22 protein-coding genes and 1 tRNA gene are annotated in these 25095 nt (G+C 36.1%); 11 read left to right on the top strand and 12 right to left on the bottom strand.

Annotated elements, in window-relative coordinates:
- The first annotated feature begins 109 nt into the window (after positions 1 to 109).
- Complete coding sequence (locus tag RNZ47_RS08840; RefSeq protein WP_311938938.1) at positions 110 to 3304, top strand: cytochrome c biogenesis protein CcsA; 3195 nt, start codon at positions 110 to 112, stop codon at positions 3302 to 3304.
- Between the two features lie 284 nt (positions 3305 to 3588).
- Here RNZ47_RS08840 and RNZ47_RS08835 read toward each other — a convergent pair whose 3' ends face one another.
- Together RNZ47_RS08835 and RNZ47_RS08830 are read right to left on the bottom strand one after the other, a co-directional pair.
- Complete coding sequence (locus RNZ47_RS08835; RefSeq protein ID WP_311938936.1) at positions 3589 to 4311, bottom strand: DUF3307 domain-containing protein; 723 nt, start codon at positions 4309 to 4311, stop codon at positions 3589 to 3591.
- Positions 4305 to 4907, bottom strand: a complete 603-nt coding sequence (locus RNZ47_RS08830; protein WP_311938934.1) for a SatD family protein — start codon at positions 4905 to 4907, stop codon at positions 4305 to 4307. Before RNZ47_RS08830 ends, RNZ47_RS08835 begins: the two co-directional genes overlap by 7 nt.
- 257 nt (positions 4908 to 5164) lie before the next feature.
- On the opposite strand from RNZ47_RS08830, the gene mscL reads away from it, so the two are divergent.
- From mscL to RNZ47_RS08815, 3 genes are all read left to right on the top strand, one after another.
- Positions 5165 to 5608, top strand: a complete 444-nt coding sequence (gene mscL / locus RNZ47_RS08825) for a large conductance mechanosensitive channel protein MscL (RefSeq protein WP_311938932.1) — start codon at positions 5165 to 5167, stop codon at positions 5606 to 5608.
- A gap of 2 nt (positions 5609 to 5610) precedes the next feature.
- Entirely contained in the window at positions 5611 to 5763 is a 153-nt protein-coding gene (locus tag RNZ47_RS08820; RefSeq protein ID WP_311938930.1) for a hypothetical protein, read from the top strand.
- Between the two features lie 194 nt (positions 5764 to 5957).
- Complete coding sequence (locus RNZ47_RS08815; protein ID WP_311938929.1) at positions 5958 to 7865, top strand: S9 family peptidase; 1908 nt, start codon at positions 5958 to 5960, stop codon at positions 7863 to 7865.
- A 177-nt stretch (positions 7866 to 8042) separates the two neighbouring features.
- Here RNZ47_RS08815 and RNZ47_RS08810 read toward each other — a convergent pair whose 3' ends face one another.
- Entirely contained in the window at positions 8043 to 8699 is a 657-nt protein-coding gene (locus tag RNZ47_RS08810; protein ID WP_311938928.1) for an HAD family hydrolase, read from the bottom strand.
- A 201-nt stretch (positions 8700 to 8900) separates the two neighbouring features.
- Between RNZ47_RS08810 and RNZ47_RS08805 the strand changes: the two genes are divergently transcribed.
- From RNZ47_RS08805 to rlmF, 3 genes are read left to right on the top strand one after another with little or no spacing between them, the layout of a single operon-like run.
- Positions 8901 to 10307 (top strand): MATE family efflux transporter, encoded by a 1407-nt coding sequence (locus RNZ47_RS08805; RefSeq protein WP_311938927.1) that lies wholly within the window; start codon positions 8901 to 8903, stop codon positions 10305 to 10307.
- A gap of 15 nt (positions 10308 to 10322) precedes the next feature.
- A complete protein-coding gene (locus RNZ47_RS08800; protein ID WP_311938925.1) occupies positions 10323 to 10874 on the top strand; it encodes a hypothetical protein in 552 nt (183 codons plus the stop codon).
- Positions 10871 to 11758, top strand: coding sequence for a 23S rRNA (adenine(1618)-N(6))-methyltransferase RlmF (rlmF, locus tag RNZ47_RS08795; protein WP_311939061.1), 888 nt, complete (start codon positions 10871 to 10873; stop codon positions 11756 to 11758). Before RNZ47_RS08800 ends, rlmF begins: the two co-directional genes overlap by 4 nt.
- A 44-nt stretch (positions 11759 to 11802) precedes the next feature.
- On the opposite strand, the gene RNZ47_RS08790 is transcribed toward rlmF, so the two are convergent.
- The 3 genes from RNZ47_RS08790 to RNZ47_RS08780 form a co-directional block, all read right to left on the bottom strand.
- Positions 11803 to 12480: a DUF2490 domain-containing protein gene (locus RNZ47_RS08790; RefSeq protein WP_311938923.1), complete on the bottom strand. Its 678-nt coding sequence runs from the start codon at positions 12478 to 12480 to the stop codon at positions 11803 to 11805.
- 83 nt (positions 12481 to 12563) lie between these two features.
- A complete protein-coding gene (gene pckA / locus RNZ47_RS08785) occupies positions 12564 to 14195 on the bottom strand; it encodes a phosphoenolpyruvate carboxykinase (ATP) (RefSeq protein WP_311938921.1) in 1632 nt (543 codons plus the stop codon).
- A 42-nt stretch (positions 14196 to 14237) separates the two neighbouring features.
- Positions 14238 to 16079: an SLC13 family permease gene (locus RNZ47_RS08780; protein WP_311938919.1), complete on the bottom strand. Its 1842-nt coding sequence runs from the start codon at positions 16077 to 16079 to the stop codon at positions 14238 to 14240.
- Between the two features lie 318 nt (positions 16080 to 16397).
- Between RNZ47_RS08780 and bshB1 the strand changes: the two genes are divergently transcribed.
- Together bshB1 and RNZ47_RS08770 are read left to right on the top strand one after the other, a co-directional pair.
- Positions 16398 to 17114 carry a bacillithiol biosynthesis deacetylase BshB1 gene (gene bshB1, locus RNZ47_RS08775; RefSeq protein ID WP_311938917.1) on the top strand — a complete coding sequence of 239 codons (717 nt, stop codon included), beginning with the start codon at positions 16398 to 16400 and terminating at the stop codon, positions 17112 to 17114.
- A 159-nt stretch (positions 17115 to 17273) separates the two neighbouring features.
- Positions 17274 to 17349, top strand: a tRNA-His gene (locus tag RNZ47_RS08770).
- Positions 17350 to 17442: 93 nt separating this feature from the next.
- On the opposite strand, the gene RNZ47_RS08765 is transcribed toward RNZ47_RS08770, so the two are convergent.
- The 5 genes from RNZ47_RS08765 to RNZ47_RS08745 all read right to left on the bottom strand — a co-directional run bounded on the left by RNZ47_RS08765 (position 17443) and on the right by RNZ47_RS08745 (position 21515).
- The gene (locus RNZ47_RS08765) at positions 17443 to 18066 is read right to left on the bottom strand and encodes a hypothetical protein (RefSeq protein ID WP_311938915.1); all 624 of its coding nucleotides are present in this window, start codon (positions 18064 to 18066) and stop codon (positions 17443 to 17445) included.
- A gap of 44 nt (positions 18067 to 18110) precedes the next feature.
- Entirely contained in the window at positions 18111 to 19124 is a 1014-nt protein-coding gene (locus tag RNZ47_RS08760) for a M28 family metallopeptidase (protein ID WP_311938913.1), read from the bottom strand.
- Positions 19125 to 19199: 75 nt separating this feature from the next.
- Positions 19200 to 20252, bottom strand: coding sequence for a M28 family peptidase (locus RNZ47_RS08755; protein ID WP_311938910.1), 1053 nt, complete (start codon positions 20250 to 20252; stop codon positions 19200 to 19202).
- Positions 20253 to 20383: 131 nt separating this feature from the next.
- Complete coding sequence (locus RNZ47_RS08750; RefSeq protein ID WP_311938909.1) at positions 20384 to 20743, bottom strand: FUSC family protein; 360 nt, start codon at positions 20741 to 20743, stop codon at positions 20384 to 20386.
- Between the two features lie 4 nt (positions 20744 to 20747).
- A complete protein-coding gene (locus tag RNZ47_RS08745; RefSeq protein WP_311938907.1) occupies positions 20748 to 21515 on the bottom strand; it encodes a DUF3108 domain-containing protein in 768 nt (255 codons plus the stop codon).
- A 184-nt stretch (positions 21516 to 21699) separates the two neighbouring features.
- On the opposite strand from RNZ47_RS08745, the gene RNZ47_RS08740 reads away from it, so the two are divergent.
- Both RNZ47_RS08740 and RNZ47_RS08735 read left to right on the top strand, forming a co-directional pair.
- Positions 21700 to 22539 carry a universal stress protein gene (locus RNZ47_RS08740; protein WP_311938905.1) on the top strand — a complete coding sequence of 280 codons (840 nt, stop codon included), beginning with the start codon at positions 21700 to 21702 and terminating at the stop codon, positions 22537 to 22539.
- A 145-nt stretch (positions 22540 to 22684) separates the two neighbouring features.
- Positions 22685 to 23023: a DUF4870 domain-containing protein gene (locus tag RNZ47_RS08735; RefSeq protein WP_311938902.1), complete on the top strand. Its 339-nt coding sequence runs from the start codon at positions 22685 to 22687 to the stop codon at positions 23021 to 23023.
- 306 nt (positions 23024 to 23329) lie between these two features.
- On the opposite strand, the gene RNZ47_RS08730 is transcribed toward RNZ47_RS08735, so the two are convergent.
- Entirely contained in the window at positions 23330 to 24766 is a 1437-nt protein-coding gene (locus RNZ47_RS08730) for a pyridoxal phosphate-dependent decarboxylase family protein (protein ID WP_311938900.1), read from the bottom strand.
- Between the last annotated feature and the right edge of the window lie 329 nt (positions 24767 to 25095).

Below are 25095 nucleotides of genomic sequence, written 5' to 3'. Positions count from 1 at the left end.
CTAAACAGGAAATGGATTTTAACAAATTCAGGTTTAAACTTTCAAGTTTTAACATATCAAAATCAACTTAAATCATTAAATTTGCACGACCTAAAAAAAGGTAGTTATTATGCAAAATAAACTCGCCAAAATTCTTTTCTCAACTCGACTTACTGCTGTTTTATTTTTAGCCTTTGCGGCTGCCATGGCAATTGGAACATTTTTAGATGCTGGACAAGACACATCGCCAACACCTTACACACGTAATTTAATATACAACACGTGGTGGTTTGAAGCCATTATGGTGTTTTTTGTAATTAATTTTACAGGAAATATTTTCCGTTTCAGACTGTATAAGAAAGAAAAATGGGCAACTTTAATATTGCACTTATCATTCATTTTTATATTGTTGGGCGCATTCATTACACGTTACGTGAGTTTTGAAGGTATGATGGCCATTAGGGAAGGCGCCACCGAAAACACTTTTTTATCTCAAAAAACATACATTACTACATACATTGATGGCGATTTTGTGGTTAATGGGCAAAATCAAAGACGCGTTTTAGAATCTGAAGTCGATTTTTCCAAACGAATGGAAAACAAGTTTAGGGTAACTACCGATTACAATAACCAGCCCGTAACCATTGAGTTGGAAAAATTTATCGCTGGTGCTGAAGAGGATATTATTCCTGATGAAAACGGAGAGGAATATTTAAAATTAGTTGAAGCTGGCGGGAACGGTTCCCATAATCACTTTTTAAAAGTTGGGGAAGTTGCAAATGTACACAACATATTAATTGCCCTTAACAAACCTACCAATGGTGCTATAAATATAACGTCAACTGAAGATGGTTTAACCATTCAATCGCCTTTTGAAGGCAGTTATTTAACCATGGCAACTCAAGCCGAGGGCGAAGTGATAAAAGATAGTATTCAACCTTTAGTGTTGCGGTCGCTTTATAAAATCGGTAACATGCAAATGGTATTTCCAAAACCCGTTATAAAAGGTGTTTTTGATGTGGTTCAAAAATCGGAAATACTTAAAAACGACAGTGATGGTGTGGTGCTAAAAGTTACGGCAAATAACGAAACCAAAACCGTTGGGTTAATAGGTGGAAAGGGTACTAACAGCGCCTTTAAACAAATACAGGTTGGTGGTTTGGATTTTGCTTTTAAATACGGATCGAAAGTATTGGAACTGCCATTTCATATTAAATTAAACGATTTTGAAGCCGAACGTTACCCGGGAACAGATAATGGCTATTCTGCTTTTTCCAGTCAAGTAACGGTTATAGACGAAGGGCAAGACGATTTTGATTATAAGATATATATGAACCATATTTTAGACCATCGCGGATACCGATTCTTTCAATCTAGTTTTGATGCCGATGAAAAGGGAACAATCTTATCGGTAAACCATGATTATTGGGGAACCTTGCTTACTTACTTTGGTTATTTTATGCTCTATTTTGGTATGTTGGCTATTTTGTTTGTTAAAGGGTCGCGTTTTGGCGATTTAAAAAAGCAACTCAATAAAGTAAAAGCTAAAAAAGCAAAAGCGCTTTCAATAGTATTGTTGTGTTTTGGGTTGAACGCGTTTTCGCAGAAGCACTCTGAAAACGATGGCCACGATCATTCCAAACCTGCAAAAGCCCAAATAGATTCTATTTTAAAAGCGAACATCACACCTAAGGCACAAGCCGATGAATTTGGGCATTTAGTGATTCAAGACCTTAGCGGACGTATGATGCCCGTTAATACATACGCCTCGGAAATGCTTCGTAAATTAAGTAAAAACGATACTTACGAAGGTTTTGATGCCAACCAAGTATTGTTGTCCATTCAAGAAAGTCCGTTGCTGTGGTACAACGTGCCAATCATTTATATAAAACCTAAAAAAGGCGATTCCATTAGGAGTTTATTAGGTATTCAAAAGGAAGAAAAATACGCAACACTAGCCGATTTTTTTACCATGAGAGGCGAGTATAAATTAGCGCCTTATCTTGAAGAAGCCTACAAAGCCCCAGTGCCAAATGGCTATCAAAAAGAATTTAAGGAAACCGACCAACGTGTTAGTTTATTGTATAATGCCGTTGAAGGGATGTCGTTGAAAATATTCCCTATACCAAATGATTATAATAACAAATGGATTTCGGCTTACGATTACAGAACTGATAAAGAAGTAAAAGATAAAATTGAAGATTCGCTTTACGGAAACTTTATTAAAAACGGATTTAGAGCTTATTTGTTTACGCTCAATAAATCGAAACAGTCGGGTGATTTCTCTGAAGCCTCAAAACTTTTAGAGGCTTTTAAGAAGACACAGCACCAATATGGCGCTGATGTTATGCTGAGCGATAAAAAGATAAACACCGAGGTTTTATACAATAAATACGATATTTTTAAGAAGCTATACAGTTGGTACATGTACGCGGGAACGTTACTGTTTATAGTATTGATTGTTCAAATATTTAAAGAAAAGAGCAAAGGGATAACCATAACCATAAACACCTTAAAATTTGTAATTCTCGGTTTGTTTTTATTGCATACAGCAGGTTTGATTGCGCGTTGGTACATCTCTGGGCATGCGCCGTGGAGTGATGCTTACGAGTCTATGATTTATGTGGCTTGGGCAACCATGTTTTTTGGTTTGGCCTTTGGTAGAAAAAGTGATTTAACCATAGCCGCAACAGCTTTTGTAACAGCTATGATTTTAATGATTGCGCATTGGAATTGGATGGATCCAGCCATTGCCAATTTACAACCGGTTCTTAATAGTTATTGGTTGATGATTCATGTTTCTATTATTGTTGGAAGCTATGGGCCCTTTGCATTGGGGATGATTTTAGGTGTGGTATCATTATTATTGATGATTTTCACCACCAAAGAAAACAAAACCAAAATGGATTTAAACATTAAAGAGCTTACCATAATTAACGAAATGGCTTTAACCGTAGGTTTGGTAATGCTAACTATTGGCAACTTTTTAGGCGGTATGTGGGCTAACGAAAGCTGGGGGCGCTATTGGGGTTGGGACCCAAAGGAAACATGGGCGCTTATTAGCATTATGGTTTATGCTTTTGTAATACACATGCGATTGATTCCTGGGTTGCGCGGACGCTGGTTTTTTAACTTAATGTCTATCGTGGCGTTTTCCAGTATTTTAATGACTTACTTTGGAGTGAATTTCTATTTGGCAGGATTGCATTCTTACGCGAGTGGCGACCAAATAGTAAGTGTTAAGTTTATATTAATAGCTTGTGCTATTGTGGCTGTTTTAGGGTTTTTTGCTTATCGCGGCTATGCGAAGCATTATAAGAAATAAATTCCTGCGAAAGCAGGAATCTGTTTGTTTGAAATGTTTTGGCATCCGTTCAACTTCTTAGTGTAGAATTTTAAGCTTGTTTTTTAAAATTTACAAGTTGATTTTCCTTTTTGTTATGGGTTTCTTTTAAACGCTAAACTTAGCGGATTTGAAAGTTTAATACTGCTAGATTACGGTATATTGCGGATTTGCCCGCGTTAGGGATTGAGGCATTTGTTGGAGCTCGCCGACGCAGGAGGAAGCGACTGCCGAAAGCCCGACCCCTCGGGGTAACGCCCTAATTATTAATTTCCTATTAATCTTAAAACAAAACCGTAGCCAAGTCCGAATAAAATGGCGAGTCCAAAACTTAACAAACTGCCTATGAGTATGTATTCGGTTAGTTTTCGGTCTTTAGCTTTTGATAGATCGCCAAAGCGAAACACCGATTTTGCGGCCAGTAAAAAGCCAATGCCTTCCCAGTGTTGTGTGACGATAAAGGCGAAAACAAACAGGCGTTCCAGCATGCCAATGTATGCACCGGCGTTTTCTAAGGATTCTTCGTTGCTATCTTCTTTTAAATACCATTTTGATATGATGGTTCTCATAATTATGGACGATACCACGGTTACGCCCAACAAACTTGTTATTAGCAATAAAAAGGCGGGATGGTAAAATGCGTCTATGGTAAATTGATAAGGCTCGTAAATGCTAACTACCAAGGCGATTATTATGAAATGGGCGAGTTGGTCTAGGCCAAAAAGCAACCTGTTATTGAGTATTTGTTTTAGGTGAAGCTTTATGACATCGATAAGATAATGTGAGATTAGAATAATTAAAATACCCAACCAATAACTAAAATTGGCTTGCAATACTAAAATTAAAGCGCCCAAATGCACTAAAATATGCCAGTACAAAAACTTGGATTTGTGTTTGTGCGTTTCTTTGTGAATAACCCATTTTTGGGGTTGCAATAAAAAATCGCCTATAAAGTGCGCCAATATTAGTTTTATAAATAGTGCTAACATAAGTTTTGTATTTGGGTTTTGTAATAGTGTAATAGTTTAGAGATTTCATCGTAACCTGCGCGTTTAAGGCCTTGGCTAATATTGCCTTGGGTTCTTTCTAAAATTTCTGCCAATTGGTTTTGGTTTAAGTCTGGGTTTTCTAAAGTGGTTTTTACAAGAATTGCCGAGGTGCTTGTCCAATTATTTATAATTAATTGCGCGAGCTCTAGCATGATGTTTATTGTGGTGTCAAACTCATCAAAAGGTGATTTTATTGCCAGTGTTGTTTTTTTAAGAGATTCAAAACACTCACCGGAGTTTACAAAAGCACTGCCGTTAGATTCCGTAATTTTATCAGATTTATAGGTTTTGTCACCAATGCCAATGGCTAATCTTACATCAATATTTTCAAATTGTTTTATGGTTGCTTTAATTAAAATACAAGCTTTCAATGCGTTTTTTGGTTCGATTTCTAATTGAAAACTGTCACCTCTGTATATTTCCCATATTAAAGGCGAATTGCCATAACTATTCAAAATAGTTTTAAGAGCCTGTAACCATAGTTTTGGAGAGCTCTTTTTAGAATTTATAATATCGCCTGTTATTATACTTGTCATAAGTTTAGCAAAATATATAATTCAAATGTATACATTTTTATTCAAGAAAACAAAATTATTAGCTATTAAACTAATAATTAAAAATATTAGCTTTAAAACTAATAATATGAAATATCACTTGTTTTGCAGATAATCCAAAACATCTACTTTAAAGAAGGCATTGCTATATGCATGCACAAAACAAAAATATGATTTGCTTTTTTTCGAACTCAGTTTAAAACAAATACCTTTGCACAATAATTTTTAAAAAGAATAAAATGAAGTTATTTAAGGAGTTTAAAGAGTTTGCCGTAAAGGGGAACATGATGGATATGGCCATAGGTATTATAATTGGTGCCGCTTTTAATAAAGTGGTTGACGTATTGGTGAAAAAGGTGTTTTTGCCACCATTATCCTTATTGACCGATGGTGTAAATTTTCATGAAAAACGCATAATACTTCGAGATGCGGTTGAAAAAGCAGACGGCACGATTCTTAAAAACGAAGTGGCCATAGGTTACGGTGCTTTGGGCGAGGCTTTTATCGATTTTATTATTATAGGGTTTACGGTATTTATTGTGGTTAAGTTTATGAATAGATTGCGCAATAAAGCACACGATGCAAAAGATAAAACCGTAACAACGCCCAAAGATATTGAGTTGCTATCAAAACTTACCGATTTAATGGAAGAACAGAATACGTTGTTAAAATCGAAAAAGTAAACATGGCAAAAACAGGACGTGATAAAAACACTAAAAATAAGGCGAAGCATTCTAAGTTAATGGCTCAGAAAAAGAATAAGAAGAAAGCCGAAGAAGCTTTGCGGAAAGAAAGATTAAAAGCTATTGTTAAAAAAGCTAATGAAAACCCTAAATAACAACTGTTGTTAAGGTCTTTTTACGAAAAGTCATTTTTACGGTAATTCCAAACCAAAAGCGATACAAACTGTCGATTTGTTAAGCAAGCTAATCTTAAAATACTATATATATGTTTATCTTTGATACTTTATATAGATTAGAGTAATTTTTTAAGAATAAATTTTAAATCAACGTATTATTTAAATTAAAATCCATGAGAACATTTGTATTATTATTTTGGCTTTTCTTAAGCGGCCTCGTAGTTCAAGGGCAAGAATTAATGACTCCAGAGCGCCTGTGGCAGGTAGAACGCCTAAGTGTTTTAGGTTTAAACGGTCAAGGTGATGAATTGTTTTATCGTGTAAGCACCCCAAATATGGCAACCAATGGGTTCGATTATAGCTATTATAAAATAGCCATAAAAGGGGGAGAGGCTGAAAAAATAACTAAAGAAGATGTTGCTGTTGCAGATAAAAACACATCGCCCGATGGTCAATATCACATGTTTGATAAACCGGTTGCAATCGAAGCGATACATAGTAAGGATGTGTATCAATCTTTACCAAAGTCCGATGCCTACATTTTTACCGATTTGGATAACAGACATTGGGACACTTGGAACGACGGAAATTACAATCACGTATTCTACAAAGAAAAAACCGCTTCTGATGAGCAGGCTATCGATATCATGCCCAACGAACCTTATTACAGTCCGCAACGTCCTTTTGGAGGCGACGAGGATTATATTTGGGCTCCGGATAGCAAAAGCATTTATTACGTGAGTAAAAAATTAAAAGGAAAAGCCTACGCTACAAGTACGAATACCGATATTTATAAATACGACTTAGCTACGAAAACAACCACCAATATCACGGAAAAAAATCTTGGATACGATGTAAGTCCGAATTTCTCAAGTTTAGGCGCATTAGCGTGGTTGCAAATGAAAACGGATGGCTACGAAAGCGACAAAAACGATATTGTAGTTTTAGAAAACGGCGTTGAGCAAAACCTAACGGCACAGTGGGATGGCACGGTGAGAAGCTATAAGTGGAGTAACGATGGTAAACACATTTATTTTACCGCTCCGGTAGATGGTACCATCCAATTATTTGTGGTTAATTATCCGGGTAAAAAACGCATCGCACCAACGGTAAAGCAATTGTCTGAAGGTCGTTTTGATGTGACTGGCATTATTTCTGAAACCAAGAACGAACTTTTAGTGACACGCACCGATATGAATCATGCCGCTGAGGTTTTTAGTTTCGATTTGAAGAAGAAAACTTTCAATCAAATTACAAATGTTAATACCGGTTTTTACAGTAAAATCGATATGCCAAAAATCGAAAAGCGCTATGTCACCACAACCGATAATAAGCAAATGTTGGTTTGGGTTATTTTACCTCCAAATTTTGATGCTTCAAAAAAATACCCAACTTTATTATATGCACAAGGTGGTCCACAATCGCCTTTGTCGCAGTTCTATTCTTACCGTTGGAATTTTCAACTTATGGCTTCACAAGGCTATATTATTGTCGCTCCAAACCGCCGGGGCATGCCAGGGCATGGCGTAGAGTGGAATGCAGCAATTAGCAAAGATTGGGGCGGACAGGTAATTGACGATTATTTAAGTGCCATTGATAATCTTGCCCAGGAACCTTATGTTGATAACGACAGACTAGGCGCCATTGGAGCCAGTTTTGGTGGGTATTCTGTGTTTTATTTAGCCGGCATGCACAACAAACGCTTTAAAACCTTTATTTCGCACGATGGGGTTTTCGATAACCGAACCATGTACGGCACAACAGAGGAACTGTTTTTTGTAAATCACGATTGGGGAGGCAGTTATTGGGACAAAGACAATGCAGTAGCCCAAAAGGCTTATAATGAATTCAATCCCATTAATATGGTCTCAAAATGGGACACACCTATATTGATTATTCAAGGAGGTAAAGATTACCGCGTGCCTATCGAGCAAGGTTTAGCCGCATTTCAAGCGGCACAATTGATGGATATAAAAAGTAAATTACTTTATTTTCCTGATGAAAATCACTGGATTCTTAATCCACAGAATGCCATTGTTTGGCAAACAGAATTCTTTAAGTGGTTGAAGGAAACCTTGTAAGCTTAAAAGAGGCCGTCTAAAAAGTCTTTTGAATTAAATTTGTCAGGTTGAGCTTGTCGAAATCGATCTTGATTATCAAGATGTAAAATATTTCGACAAGCTCAATATGACATAGAATTAGACTTTTTAGATAGCCTCATGTTTTTAACACCAAAGTGATTTTTTGCTCGACAGAAATTAAAATATACTTTTTATTTCTGAAAACCGAATCTCGTTGAAATCGCTAATCACCTTATTAGCGGTTGAATAATCTTGATTTTTAGAATGTTTGCTGTCATATCCAACACAAAAAATATGGGCAGCATTGGCGGCTTTTATCCCATTGGTAGAATCTTCGATAACCATACAATTCTCGCGTTCAAAACCCGAAGCTTTAGCGGCATTAATAAAAATTTCAGGGTGTGGTTTCGAGGCTTTTAAATCGGCACCACTAAGTTTATCGATAAAATAAGGGTCGAGGTTAAACCGTGTAAAAATCCTATTGATATTGGGCATCGATGCCGAAGATGCCAACACTAATTTTAAGCCGTTTCGGTGGTAATCTTTAATCAATTCCAAAACACCATCAATCAATTTAAAGCTATCATCATTATCAAATAAATATTTAAAATGCTTTCGTTTTATGGCTACTAATTCTTCTGGAGACTCATTAAGTTTGAAAACATCGCACAAGGTTTGGCAAATGGGCAAGGTGGCTTGACCGGTAAATGATTGGTAAAGCGTATCAGATACCTCAATATTTACATCATTAAACATGTTTTGATAGGCCTTGTGGTGCAAGGGCTCGCTATCAACAATTACACCGTCCATATCAAAAATAACAGCTTTTAACATATCGAAAAAATTTTGGCGAAGATATGCCATATAGCACAAATTCCCTAGGTGCATTTTGTAGTTTTAAATTAATTTATAATATTTGCGGTCTTATGATTGCATAATTTGACTTCCGATCTGTACCGAGATTCACTCGAACCAAAAAATCACTAAGCGCAAATAGTTGTGTTTAGTTAAGTCTATATATTATATTTTTTCAAAATGCAATCCAATAAAATTTCACTAAAACAATTCATCCAATATTTTAAAATAGCCGTTACGGGCAAAGACCAGGAATTTACTTCTGGCAGTATACGTAAGGCGGTTTTTATGCTGTCTATTCCCATGATTTTGGAAATGCTCATGGAATCCATTTTTGCGATAGTCGACATTATGTACGTATCGCAAGTAAGTGTAAATGCCGTGGCAACCATAGGTTTAACCGAGTCTGTTATTACTTTGGTTTACGCCGTTGCCATAGGTTTAAGTATGGCGGCAACGGCAGTTGTGGCGAGACGTGTTGGCGAAACCGATATAAAAGGCGCTTCTAACGCGGCGGTTCAAGTTATATTTTTGGGTGTATTTGTGGCCGCCATTATTAGTGTAATCGGCATTATTTATCCTAAGGAAATATTGAGTTTAATGGGAGCGGAACCCGACCTTATTGCCGAAGGTTATGGCTATACCCAAGTGCTTTTGGGCGGTAATGTAACCATTATGCTACTGTTTTTAATCAACGCTATTTTTAGGGGTGCGGGTGATGCATCGGTAGCGATGTGGATGCTTATTTTATCAAACGGATTGAATATTATTTTAGACCCGATATTTATTTTTGGATTCGGACCCGTACCGGCTTACGGAGTTGAAGGTGCCGCTATTGCCACAACCATTGGTCGTGGTACCGCAGTGGTTTTTCAATTGGTTATTTTATTTTACGGTTACAGTAAAATTAAAATCGGGGTTAAAGATTTAATCCTTCGCGCTGGTGTGATGCTGAATTTAATAAAGGTATCATTGGGCGGTATTGGTCAGTTTTTAATAGGCACATCGTCCTGGGTGTTTTTAATGCGCATAATGAGTGAATTTGGCAGCGAAGTTTTAGCGGGTTATACCATTGCCATTCGTGTTATGATGTTTACATTAATGCCAGCATGGGGCATGAGTAATGCTGCTGCCACTTTAGTGGGGCAAAATTTAGGGGCCAAACAACCGGAACGCGCTGAACAATCCGTTTGGAAAACAGGAAAATATTCCGCTATTTTTATGGGTATTGTATCTGTAATTTATTTGGTGTTTGCGCCAGAAATAATTATACTGTTTAATGCTACTCCCGATGTTGTAAAATACGGTAGTTTATGCTTACGCGTTATAGCTGCCGGTTATATTTTTTACGGATACGGCATGGTGGTAATCAATGCCTTTAATGGCGCTGGCGATACCAAAACGCCTACTTACATTAACTTTCTTTGCTTTTGGTTGTTACAATTACCATTTGCTTATGTTATGGCCATAACCTTGGATTTTGGACCAGCAGGCGTGTTTTGGGCCATCACTTTAGCCGAAGTTTTTATCGCTACTATCGCTATTATTTGGTTTAGAAAAGGACATTGGAAAAAGGTAGAGGTGTAATATTAAAATCGAAAAATGAAAATAGGAAAGCCATTTAATACACTTAATAAATCTGAGTATATTCATTATCTGGATAATTATAAAAAATATTCCGATTTTAATACCTTGGGATTGTATCGATCGCTTTGCGAAAACGAAAAACTTAATACCAATGATAGGATAGAAATTAGAGATTATGCCAATCAGTTTTTTGGAAAGACATTTCAGTTTTATCAATTAAAAGACCCTTTAACATATTTTAATTTAATTACTTTAGGCAAGGAAATGACGGTTGCTGACGAGGGTAAAATTTGGGAAGACATAAAGAAGAATCAACAAAATATTTTATCTGAAAAAAGAATTAAACACAGGAATTTTGGAGATTATTCAAAGCACAATTGTGGTTATGCTGACTGTCGCTATAACGGATTAATGATAAAACAAGGTTCTACACTAACAGAAAAGGCGATGCATTTTAATTCAGATAATAATAGTTTTGAAGCAAAAAACAAATCTGAAAGAATTAAAAAACAAAGAAAGAATAGTTCAAAAATAATTAAAGACGAGTTAGACGATTTAAATTTATAGTTATCAAAACCCATCAAAACTTCCATCCAAAAAACAAGCATAAATCGGGATACGATTTTGATGCTTTATGCGAATCACATCCAGCATTAAAAGCGTTTGTACTTGTAAATGAATACGAAACCAAAACCATAGATTTTGCAAACCCGAAAGCGGTAAAAGCATTAAATACGGCTTTATTGAAACACCATTACAATATTAATTTTTGGGATTTTCCAGACACCAATTTATGTCCGCCAATTCCCGGTCGAGTGGATTATATTCACCATTTAGCCGATTTGCTTAAAGCTTCAAACATAAATGAGGACATTAGTGTTTTGGATATTGGTACCGGTGCCACGGCCATTTATCCTATTTTGGGCGTTGCCGAATATAACTGGCATTTTATCGCCACAGATATTGATAAATCCTCAATTAAAACGGCTCAAAAAATTATAGATAAAAACGAATTAAAACATAAAATTGGGTTGCGACATCAAACCAATACTTCGAAAATATTTAATGGAATTGTTAATAAAGATGATAGGTTTTCAGCATCAATATGCAATCCACCTTTTTATAAATCGGAAGCCGAAGCCTTAGAAGCCACAACACGAAAACTTAAAGGATTAAATAGAGCAGAAGAAACGATTGTTAGAAATTTTGCTGGCACACATAACGAACTTTGGTACAACGGCGGCGAAAAAGCGTTTATCCACAATTATTTATATGAAAGTTCTTTATTTAAAACACAATGTACATGGTTTAGCACGTTAGTATCTAAAAAAGATTTAGTAAAAGGAATGTACGCCTCTTTAAAAAAATTAGGAGCAACCGATATTAAAACCATTAGTATGGGACAGGGCCATAAAATTTCCAGAATTGTGGCTTGGACTTTTAAAAAATAGGTAATATGGCGCAGTGTTTTTAGGCCGTGGCAAGCTGCTCAAGATTAGCTTTTGTTCTTCCTAAAATCTGTTTTAAAAAACATGCCAACTTGTATCCTGTGTAAGTTTGCTTTGCTGGACGTGTTTCTATTCATATAACCCAACTGTATGTTCTGGGATTTTGAAAAGTTAAAACCTAATCCCGTATAAAATCTGTTTTCTGGCGTGTTGCTAAACTTGGGCGTGAGTAAAAGTTCGTTGGATATACGAACAAATACAGACTTATTTAAATTAAATTTAGTACCGAGCCTGTAGCGCAACCTTGCTGCTTTTGGTTTAGAATCGTGTTTTCTGAAGAAACGATGCTCGACTCTTAATCTATGATCTAGTGGAATTTTACTTAATTTATGTTTAAATGTAATTTGTTCGGTTATGCGGCTTTCGTAAGTATGGGGTGAACTCATGTTTATGTTGCCATCAAAATCCGAATAGCCCAAATACATGGTAGCCGTTAATTTTGGGTTAAAATGATAATTGTAGGCTAATTTGAATAAAAAGAAATTAAAATTGTCATTAAGTTCATAAAGCCAAATCTGCGTGTAGGTAATGATACTTGATTTATCCGAAATTTTGTGATTGCTTCCTAACTCGTACCAAGTTCCTAGCTTATCTTCTGGATTTATTTGGGCATAACTAAAGTTGAAAACCATTAAAAGGCTTAATAAAAGTAATAGTTTTTTCATTTTTCAAATTTAAAATTTTATGATGTATTGGCAAGTAAAAGGAGCTCAAAAAAAGAGCTCCTTTATGCTTAAATAAGAACCTATTAAAAGTGTTCGTTTAATTGGTGATGTTGATCAATTAGCGGTCCACCTTCAATAATTTGATCAGAGGCTTGTGCAGCAAATTTCTCAAAGTTTAAATGGAATGAGTGTGCTAAATGAATAGCTTTGCCCACATAAGCGCCTTTTTGTAACCACGTGTTCATCGGGTCTAAAATCTCTGATGGTACACCTGGGCAATATTTTGGCATGTGTAAGCCAAAAATAAAGTTTTGGTCGTAATCTACATTATCTAATTCTCCGTTAAGGATAGCCGTAATCATAGCTCTTGTATATTTTAATTTTATACGTGAACCAACACCATAAGGTCCCGCGCTCCATCCTGTATTGATTAACCATACATTAACCCCGGCTTCTGTCATTTTTTTACTTAGCATTTCGCCGTAAACAGTTGGATGTAATGGCATAAATGGTTCGCCAAAACAAGCTGAGAATGATGGTACGGGTTCTGTAATTCCAGCTTCGGTTCCTGCAACTTTTGCGGTGTATCCAGAAATAAAGTGGTAAGCCGCTTGACCTGGAGTTAATTTAGACACCGGAGGCAGTACACCAAAAGCATCACAGGTTAAAAAGAAGATGTTTTTTGGGTTGTTCGCGTAAAGCGTTTCCTGAATATTATCGATGTGATAAATGGGGTAGCTTACACGCGTGTTTTGTGTGATGCTACTATCTTCATAATCGGGTTCGCCATTATCTTTAAATATCACGTTTTCAAGTAAAGCACCTGGTTTAACGGCTCTAAAAATGTCCGGTTCTTTTTCTTCGGTAAGGTCGATTACCTTGGCATAACATCCGCCTTCAAAATTAAAGATGGTATTGTCTTTTGTCCAACCGTGCTCATCGTCACCAATTAATTTACGTTCCGGATCAGCCGATAAAGTGGTTTTTCCTGTGCCTGACAATCCGAAGAAAATAGCGGTGTCTCCCTTTTTACCTACGTTTGCAGAACAGTGCATGGGCAGTACGTTGTGTTCGGTTGGTAAAATTAAATTTAATGCAGAGAAAATACCTTTTTTCATTTCGCCTGTATAGGCAGATCCACCAACTAAAGCTATTTTTTGTGTAAAGTTTAGTATTGAAAAGTTACCTTGACGGATACCAAAAGCTTTGGGGTCTGGGCACACATAACCCGGTGCACAAAGAATCAACCAATCTTCTTCAAAGTTTTCCAGCTCTTTTAAACTGGGTCTTAAAAACATATTGTACACAAATAGGTTAGACCACGGTAATTCGGTTACCGTTCTAATATTGGTTCTAAACTCTGGCTCTGCACATACGTAACCATCTCTGGCGTAAATTTCTTTTCCGGATAGGTATTTGATTATTTCGTTTTTAAGCTTGTCGAAATTTTCAGGAGATACTGGTTTGTTGGTTTTTCCCCACCATACTTTATCTTCTGTATAATCGTCTTTTACTAAAAAACGATCTTGAGGCGAACGACCGGTAAATTTACCAGTATTTATAGCAAGTGTTCCGTTTGCTGTTTCTTTCCCCATACCTTTTTCAACAGTAATTTTTTGAAGTTCTTCTGGCGATAAATTCCAGTTTACTGTTACATCTTTTAGGCCGTACCTTTCTAGGTTTTTGTCGTTTTGAACTGTTCCTGCTGTTTTCATTTTTAATCGATTTTAAAGGTTCCTACTAATAATTTATTTATTTTAAAATGGCCAAATAATTGGCACGAGTATCATCGATATTATAAAGAATACCAAAAGTAATGGGGCACCAACTTTTAGGTAATTCATAAATTTATAACCACCGGCGGTCATTACCATGGCGTTTGTTGTGGTGCCAATTGGTGTTAAAAATGCTGTTGATGCACTTATGGCAACTACAATCATAAATGGTTCTGGCGATAGGTTTAAAGAGCCCGCTGCTAAAATGGCTATGGGTGCCATTAATACGGCTGTTGCTGAGTTGTTTATAACCTGACTAAATGTGGTGGTTAGTAAAAACACACCGCCCAACAATAATATGGGGTGAATAGCGCCTAAATAGTCTACCAGTCCGTTTGCAATAATTTGCGCGGTTCCTGTTTTTTGCAATGCGATGCCCATGGGTATCATGGCCGCAATCATTACAACGCTTGTCCAACTAATGCCTTTATAAGCTTTGGTTATTGGAACGCATCCCGTTAGTAAAATAATACCTGCAGAAATTAATGCTGCAATGGAGCCCGGTACAATTTTAAATACCATAAACACAATCATAAGTATTAATGAACCCAAAGCGATATAAGATTTTGTGCTTAAACGTTCCACGTTTTTTGCCATACCTTCCGGACTACCGATAATAACTAGGTTTTCGTGTTGTTTTTTTAAATCGTCAATATGTTCCCAAGTGCCTCGTATTAAAAAGGCGTCACCAGCTTTTACGGTAATTTCTTTTTCCTCTAAAGGCTTGTTGTTTCTTGATGCTGCTAAAAGTTGAATGCCGTAACGTTTAAAATAATCGCCTAATTTATATTGTCTACCTACGAGTATGGAATTTGGGTTAACAATCACTTCGGTCATGCCCACCTCTTGATTAATAAGGTTGTTTTTCAATTCGTCGGTAATAGGTTCTAGCGGTAAAAGCCCTAACCTGAAAGTAATCATCAGCTTATTAATAGCTTCGGTTTCGCCCTTTACGGTAATAATATCGTGATAGCGTAATTCGGTCTCGGTATCTGGAAACTCTTCAAATTGAGGAATCCCTTTTAATACATTTGGGTGTCTTCTTTTTAATCGAATAACAGACACGTTATAATCTTTTTCTAAATGCCAATCTTCTAATTTTGTGTTTATAAGTGGCGATAAAGAGCGTATACGCAAGCGGTAATAGCCGCTATCTATTTTATAAGCTTCAATCCAATTGTGTAAAGTAGATTCAATATTTACGGGTTTGTTGTTTGTTTTGTTTTTGGGTAAAAGTTTGTAGCCTATGTATCTAAAGTACACCAATGCTATTAAAAGTAGCGGTAAGCCGATTAAAGCAAATTCAAAGAATGAAAACCCTTCAAAACCAGCTTCTATTAAGGCGTTACTGGCAATAATGTTTGGAGGTGTTCCGGTTAAGGTTAACAACCCGCCCGTGTTCGACCCAAAAGCAACGGGCATTAACATTTTTGAGGGTAGCGTACCAATGCTCCACGCCGATGATATGGTTAAAGGCATTAAGGTAGCCACGGTACCCGTGTTGCTAACAAACCCCGATAACACACCAGCCCCAAGCGTTACAATAACGAGTAATTTAGGAACACTTTTTCCTGCCCACTCCACAAACTTTTTACCGGCCATGGCCGTCCAACCGGTTTGTGCAATACCTTCGCCAATTATAAATAATGCCGCAATCATAATAACCGTTGGGTTGCTAAACCCGCTTAGGGTTTCGGTAGCATCTAAAATGCCCGTTAAAAACAAACTTATCATGGATATTAGAGCGACGATATCTGGAGTAAATTTGCCCCAAACAAAAAGTGCGATGGTAATGGTTAATATGATGAGCATTAAATAGATCATACGGTGTAATTCTTTTTCGGTTTTGGCACGTTTCTCCGTGCCTTAATGATTGTAGTATAAAATTAGGGTAGATATACGTTTAGAATTATGACTAATGTCATGCTTTTGCCGGAGTGGTTATTTTTCAATTATTGTTATATTTATCAAACAAAAGCCATGAATAGTGTTTACGAAGACGTTTTCGTAATAGTGAGTTTTGTGGATTTGCTAATTTTTATTGAATAATTAGATTTAATTATTTAAAAAAATGAGTAGAAATTGAGAAAATAACAATCTTAAAAAGCTATTTTTGACTTTTTAAGATTAATAAATTTAACGATGAAATTAGATATTTTAGCCATTGGTGCGCATCCAGATGATGTAGAATTGGGTTGCGGTGCTACCCTGGCAAAAGAAATTGCCCTCGGTAAAAAGGTGGGTATTTTAGACCTCACAAAAGGCGAATTGGGAACCCGTGGTACGGCAGAAACAAGAGCGATCGAAGCTAACAATGCTGCTGAAATTTTGGGTATTTCCGTAAGGGAAAACCTTGGGTTTGCGGATGGTTTTTTTGTAAATGATAAACAGCATCAGCTTGAAATTATTAAAATGATTCGTAAATACAAGCCAGAACTTGTGATATGCAATGCGATTGATGATAGGCACATTGACCACGGTAAAGGCAGTAAATTAGTAAGCGATGCTTGTTTTTTAAGCGGTTTGATAAAAATTGAGACTACCGTTGATGGCAATGTACAAAGTCCGTGGCGACCAAAACAAGTGTATCATTATATACAATGGAAAAATTTAGAACCTGATTTGGTTGTTGATGTCTCTAATTATATGGAGGTAAAAATGAAAGCGGTTATGGCCTATAAAACACAGTTTTATGATGCCTCGAGCAAAGAACCTGAAACACCAATATCCAGTAAAAACTTTACCGATAGTATTAATTACAGGGCCAAGGATTTAGGGCGTTTGGTTGGCGTTGAATATGCCGAAGGCTTTACCGTGGATAGGTACATTGCCGTGGATAGTTTGTTTGATTTGAAATGAAAATTATTCTCAAAAAAACACAGAAATACTTTGCAGTAAATACTAAATAATATACATTTGCAAACGCATTACAAAATGCACATTATAGGGTAGCTTTATTTGTAAATAAAAGCATTCCTTTTGTAAAAACTTGTTTAAAGTTTTATATAAAAAACACATGGTGGTTGTAGCTCAGTTGGTTAGAGCATTGGTTTGTGGTACCAAGGGTCGCCGGTTCGAATCCGGTCTTCCACCCAGAAAGCAAAAGCCTTTCAAGATATTGAAAGGCTTTTTTTGTGGGTTTAAATTTGTTTGTTTTAAATCAACTTAATGTTTTTAGTAGTTTAGTTTATAGCCATGTTGTTTTCAAACCTGTTTTACGCTTTATTTCTTTCAAGCTTTCCGGTGTCTCAAATCCTAAAACTGCATTTTGTCCGCCAGTATCAAAGTATGTATATCTTCCCTTTGACTTATTTTTTTTGGTTAATTCAACAATTTTTGAAAACAAATCAACGTCAACCCAATCATTATCAATCTTTAAATCCCATTTATAATCTTTTCCAGAGAAGGTAAATGAAATCCAAGCTTTTTCTTCTTCTATATCAACATAATCTTTGATATTTTCAAAAATTAATTCACCTCTAGTAATTCGTTCGAGGTTTTTAATGATATCAACATACGAACCATGATCTTCAATAGCTTCAGTATCAAAATCCCAACATCTATTAGTTAAAGGTTTCCATGGCTCCCTTTCTATTGTTTGACCAAGAGTCATATACATTAAGGAAAAGGGTTCGTCAATAAAATCTTGTTTATCCCATCTTTCCAGATCTGATTTGTTTGTTTCTTCGTTTAATTTGAAACCTAAATCTTTAAAAATTTGAAATTGTTCTTCAAAAGGAGGATTTTTTGGTGCTGTATTATTCTTACAACCTAAAAGAGCTAAGATTCCCATAAATAATATTCTTTTCATTATTATATATTAGCTGGGTTATTTAATATACTAAGATTCAGTAATTACGATGTTTTTAAATCCACTTTAACCCGTTCATCCCGATTAGCCAGTTCCCAAGCGGTATAGAAAATAAGTTGGGTGCGCGTTTCTAAAAATTCGTAGTTTATTTTGTCTGGTGTGTCCGAAGGGCGATGGTAATCGGCATGTGTACCATTAAAATAAAAGATAACGGGCACATTGTTTTTTGCAAAATTGTAATGGTCCGATCGGTAATAAAAACGGTTGGGGTCGTTTTCATCGTTATACGTATAGTCTAATTCCAGGTTTACATATTTTTTGTTAACGGCTTCCGAAACCTCGTGCAATTCTTGGCTCAGTTTGTCCGAACCAATCAAGTACAGATAATTATCTCCGTTTTCGTGTTTTGGGTCTACGCGCCCAATCATATCTATATTTAAATTAGCTACGGTATTTGCTAAGGGAAAAACAGGGTCGACATCGGTATAATAACGCGAACCGAACAAGCCAATTTCTTCACCGGTTACATGTAAAAAAAGAATAGAACGCTTGGGCCCGTTACCATCTTTTTCGGCTATTTTAAAAGCTTCGGCAATTTCTAAAATGGCGACGGTACCAGAACCGTCGTCGTCTGCTCCGTTATTTATCGCGCCATCGGACGATATACCAATATGATCCAAATGAGCCGATATTACAATAACTTCGTCCGGTTTTTCAGAGCCTTTTATAAAAGCCAATACATTTTCTGAGGCTTTGGCTCTACCGTTAAAATAGGATTCCGGAATGTCTTGAAAATAATCACCGTCTGCTATTGGCGATGGAATCTTATTGTCCACATAGTGTTTTTTAATAAATTCGATAGCTTTTTTTTGCCCGGGCTCACCGGTTTCCCTGCCCTCAAATTCATCTGAAGCATAGGTGTAAAGCATTTCTTTTAACTCACTTTGGGTAATGGTTTTTGCATAGTCCGTAACGTCTTTTTTTTCTTTTTTGTTGTGAGAACTGCTACAAGAAGCTAATAAAATAGCTGCGCACAAAAGGAATCCTAATTTTTTCATGTTTAATAATTATGTATAAATTTTCGTGTAAATATATTACAAATAAAAGAGAATAAATATAATGGGTAATTATACTTATTTTAAGAAAACACTGTTTTCGTCATTGGCAATGCGATGCTCTTGATTGGCCAGTTGCCACGCCGTTGCAAAAATGAGTTTGGTACGTGTTTCAAGCAAGGTGTAATCTATTTTTTCGGGTGTATCGGTAACTTCGTGGTAATCGTCGTGTTCGCCGTTAAAATAGAAAATAACGGGAATATCGTGTTTTGCAAAACTGTAGTGGTCCGATCGTTTGTAGTAATTGTTTCTTTGGCCTTCAACATTATATTTATAATCTAGATTCATGTCGAAATAAGCGTCATTCACTTTTTCTGAGGTATAATGCAACTCTTTGCTCAATCTGTCCGAACCAATTAAGTAGATATAGTTTTTATTGATTAAATGCGCATCGTCAACTCGACCAATCATATCGATATTGAGGTTTGCAACGGTGTTTTCCAAAGGAAATACGGGGTTTTGCGTGTAAAATTCCGAGCCTCTTTTGCCTATTTCTTCGGCTGTAAAATGAATAAACAACAAGCTTCTTTTGGGCGCATAGCCATCCTTTATTGCTAAATTAAATGCTTGGGCAATTTCCATAATAGCCACATTTCCAGAGCCATCATCATCTGCGCCGTTATGAATTTCACCGCTTTCTGAAACGCCTAAATGATCGAGATGTGCAGAAATAATGATGACTTCTTCGGGTTTTTCCGAACCTTTAACGTAAGCCATAACATTTTCTGAAGCTTTAATTTCATTGGACAAAAAACTAGATGGGATTGTTTGATAATAGTTAGAACCGCCCAATGGAGACCCTATATTTTCATTTTGGTAATAGGATTTAAGAAATTGAGCCGCTTTTTTCTGGCCTGCTTCACCAACTTTTCGGCCTTTAAATTCATCCGAAGCAAATTTATATAAATGGGTGCTCAGCTCTTTTTTTGTTATCGTATTCGCATAATTTACGGCAAGCGCACTATCTGCCAGCTTAATACTGCTTTTAAGGTTTTCAATTTTTGTGGAGTATTTAGTCGTAGCACAGGTCCCAACAAGGGTAAACGTAATAAGTATGCAAAAAGCTTTCATGTGTGTAAATTACTTCTTTAATAATCACATGTAACTTGCATTTAATCCTTCTCTTGGGGCGAGAAAATTTTTAGTATGCTCGTTTCATTCTTTAAAATTGGTTGCAAATATATAATAAAAGAAGTAATTGTTTATTCTTCAATGTTGATATCTTCAATTTCAATGTCATCAATATCCAATTCATTCAGCTCTTCAATAGCTTCTTCTTCAGACTTTATTTCCTTGTTCTCTAAAGTCTCTGTATTGGTCACTTCATTGGTGTTGTACAGCGATTTATAAGTAGTAATTGCCAGCGCTATTATGGTAAGTAAAAAAGTGAATTGGATAATTTTTTTTACTTCGCCTGTTTTTTTTGAAAGATAAAATGCAATTAATCCACAAACCAGAGCGATAATAGATGGTATTATGGCCAAATTTGAAAGTGGTAAAACAGCTAGTATAACGGCTAAAACCGAAGCTATAATAGCTAAAATTGTAAGAATGTTTTTCATATGATTAATGTTTTAAACCCGTTGCGGATGTTATTTTTAATTCGCCATTCCCCACGGGGATTTTAAATTTTCCGTAAACGGGAATTTTATTTTTATCGGCTGTAAGCCATAAAAAGTTGCTGTTTTTTCCTTTTAAAACATCTGTTTCACTAGAGCCAATGGCTATCTTGTAACAGGTTTTATTTCCAATGGCGGTTGATATGGTTTCTTTCCCCAAATAGGTTATTTGTCCTTTAAATTCTGCTCTGTCAAAAATAACAGTTAGCGATTTGCTGGTTCCAACCGGCATGTTTTTATAATCGAATAACCGTACTTTGTACAGTGCGGTAACAATATCAATTGTTCCCGAATTTATGGCAATATCTTTATTTTCTTCGTAGTCGTTTTTCTTTTTTAATTGCGATTTAACCGTATTGTTTTTGTGGCTAAACGTATATTTCATGAACTTGTAGTAGTTGCCTTCGTTAATATCGCGTTTGTATAAATATGGCGTTAATGTTGTAGGGCTAACATAGCTTTCGTATAAATCTCTAATCTTAAAAAAATTGTCCCATTTGCTATAAGTTGCCGCAGTGCATTTTAATCTGAGCAAGGTTGCTTTTGCAGTTTTAACACTGTTGGTTTCCATGGTAACCTCGGCAATATCGGTTAAAATACCCGACATATTATAGGTTGCGGTAAAAGTGAGTTTTTCGCCAGCTGCTATGGCATTGTTCTGTGCGTTTAAGCTGAAAGATAGAAGATATAAAAGGAAGAAAAATCTATGAATCATAAATAAAATTTTAATGCTTATAACGTTTTATTTAGCATTTATTATGCCGAAAAATACAATGCTTTATAATATTATGCTAATTTTTTTATGGGATAAAAACGTAACATACTATACAACTGATAATTGTCATAGTTTTAATTTTATACCCATCCTATATTTACATTGTAATCCATTTTATATTCTTATGAAAACCATATTATTGCCTACAGATTTTTCTAAAAATTCAATAAATGCCATTGATTATGCTGTTGCATTGTTTAAAGATATTGAGTGTAGTTTTTACTTGCTGAACGTCCAAAAAGCATCCGCTTTTATTTCGGATGATATGATGGTGGTGTCCTCATCAGCAACCATTTATAAAACCTTGATAGATGCTGCCAAAAAATCTATTTCAAATATAATTTCCGATATCGAAAAAAAACACCATAATAAAAAACATCAGTTTTATTCTGTGGTAGATTATGACAATTTTATCGATGCCATAAACCAAGTCTCCAAAACGCATGATGTCGATTTAATAGTTATGGGCACCAAAGGCGCTTCGGGATTGGAAAAAATAATTTTTGGTAGCAACACGGTTCGGGTTATACAGCGTTGCAATATGCCCGTGCTTGCAGTACCAGACGGATGCAAATTTAAAGGCATAAATAAAATTGCCTTTGCCACCACAAATTTAAAGCTCTTTAATAAAAGCGAATTTAAGCCACTTAAAGAAATATTAGCATTGGAAAACTCAAAATTGGATATTCTTCACCTGGCCGATCAAGACCATTTGGCCTATAATGCCAGCGATAACATGGGGTTTTTTAATGCCAATTTTGAAAATGCCAAACACGAATTTATCGATACTTCAACCAGCGAAATGTATAATACCGTGCATAAGTATATTACAGACAATCATATTAAAATACTGGCCATGATGAATAAAAAACACTCCTTCTTAGAGCGTTTATTTACAAGACATAATGTAGAAACATTCGCCTTTAATATCGATGTTCCGTTTTTGGTAATGCAGTACGCGTAGCCTAGATTTCTTAAATCTAACTGGAGGTTCTTTTAAAATTGGTTTGCGTCCAATACTAATACTTCGTACCAAAATAATTTAATAAGAAGTTGTAACATTTCTTTAATTCGTACGTCAAATAAGTATCAATCAATAATCAATCATCATGCGACAAGACAATCAACTTTTGGTCATTACACACTTAAGCCAATTAATTGTGTGTATTACAGGATTCGGCAGTTTATTATTGCCCCTTGTATTTTGGCTTACACAAAAAGAAAAAGTGTATCAAATGGATGTCCACGGCAAAAACATTATAAACTTCCAGTTAAGTTTAATAATCTACGCCATTATATGCATCCCGTTAATATTATTATTCGGTTTAGGCTTATTGGGTCTAATCGTTTTAGGAATTATTTCCGTTGTTTTCCCCATAATAAATGCCATAAAAGCGAGCAACGGCGAAACACCAAATTACCCTTTATCTCTTAATTTTATTAGTTAGTTTAGTTAGTACGAGATAAGTTAAAATGCTTGCCAATTGGCAAGCATTTTTTATTTGCACAACATATCGTTTTAATTAATTCTGCTGTATTTGTCAGAAAGGTGTCAATAATTTGGGTGTTACCCCAAAAGGGGTCAGGCTTTACGCTGCAAGTCCTCGCTCGTGCCTCGCTGTGGGCTTTCCACTGCAATCCTTAACGCGGGCCTGTTTGCAAGCTTATATTTCTAATCCGAAAATCATTTTGCTTTTAAAAAGTTCTGTTTAAAAGGCTGCCGTGCAATAAACCATGAGCTTCACGTAAATCGGCTAAGTATTCAATTTTACGTATTTTTTAATAATATCCAACAAAAGCTCTATCTGTTCAAGATGGGTTCTAAACTGCACAACGGCTACCCGAATCCAAAAAACATGATGTATGTTAGTCGACGACAGGAATATACGACCATCCTGCTGTATGGCTTCTAGCAATGTTTTGTTAAATTCATCGGCGTTTTTACCTTTTGGAACATACCTAAAAATAGCCACCGAAAGCTCCGGTTCTGGCCCAACCTCAAACCCTGCTATCTTTTGTATTTCCTCATAAAAATACCGGGTTAAGTATAGTTTTTCTTCTAAGGCGGCTCTAAAAGGCTTTAAACCAAATAATTTTAAGGGCAACCAAACCCGCATCCCTCGAAAGTGCTTTGTCTGTTCTGCCGATATGTCTGCTGGCGATATTTCATCCTCTTTACCAATCACATCTTGCATATAATCGGCCAAACAATGGTAGGCTTTTAATAAATGCGCCTTATCTTTTATAAGTACGGCACCTGTTCCGTAAGGTAAAAAAAGGGTTTTGTGCGGGTCCAAGGTAATGGAATCCGCTTCTTCAATGCCTTTAAATTTCGAATCCAGTTTATGCACCAATTTAAAGAAACCGCCGTAAGCTGCATCTACATGTAACCATAATTTATGTTTTTTGGCAATAGCAGCAATGGGTTTTAAAGGGTCAACGGTTCCTGTATTGGTTGTTCCAAAAGAGGTGTTGATATAAAAAGGAATCAAACCATTTTTTTTATCCGCAATAATCGCTTTCTCTAAATGACTTGGCGACAGCTTTAGGTTTTCGTCCAAAGGAATATATCGCAACTGCGCTTCAGACAGTCCCGAAATCCGGATGGCCTTTAATATGGAATGATGCGCTTGTTCTGTAAGATAGATCACAGAGCGTTCAAAATCCCGCGCTTTAAGCTTATGGACTTCCCGCGCTGTTACCAAGGCCATTAAATTGGCAATGGACCCGCCGGAGGTTAAATTGCCAATGGCATGTTCAGGATACCCCATTAAACCACACATCCATTTAACAAGCATATTTTCTAACCTAACCGCTCCTGGCGCAGCATAAAATACGCCGGCATAACGGTTGCTAACTGCTGCCATAAAATCTCCGAGTGCCGAAGGGTAAAGGCCTCCACCGGGAATATAGCCCATGTGTCCGCCCGAAGCAGGATTTATACCCACGCCGTCAATGTTTTTTGTTGAGCTATCCAATAAGGGTGCTAATGCAGTCGCTTTTTCTTCAATGTCCAAATGGTATATCGCTTTACCGTTTTCTTCAGACTGGATAAAAGCTTTGGAAGTATCTAAATTGTTTAAAAAAGTATTGGCGTAATCTAAAACCTCAGAATTCCATTTTGCTCTCTGGCTTGCTTTCGGGTCTAAAAGCCGCGACAATTTTTCTAACTCCCTAATTTTGTCAATCATAAATAGATAAATGTTCTAATTATTATTTTTTGTTACTTGGACTAACCTTTAAATATATGAATTTGTTTTTACACTGAACCAATCCCGAAAGCTTTCGTAATCTCAATCCTTAACACGGGTTTATTTTATAAACTGAAAGTCGATTTGTTTTTGGAGCGGTTCGTTTAAGAATGCGTACATGACTTGTTTCGCGGTTAAATGCGTAGTTTAGCAAATAAAACCCGAATAGGAAATCCGAGAGGATTTTGGTAAGTAGGCTAGAATTAACGATGAATTATATATAGTGTTAGTGGTTCGTTGTGTTTTGGCTGCTAACTTTTAGCGTAATT

Origin of the sequence: Hwangdonia seohaensis, from assembly GCF_031932625.1 — a bacterium.
Taxonomy (GTDB): domain Bacteria; phylum Bacteroidota; class Bacteroidia; order Flavobacteriales; family Flavobacteriaceae; genus Hwangdonia; species Hwangdonia seohaensis.
Note: the sequence above shows the minus strand (reverse complement) of the source record. Positions and strands in the feature narration are given on the sequence as shown.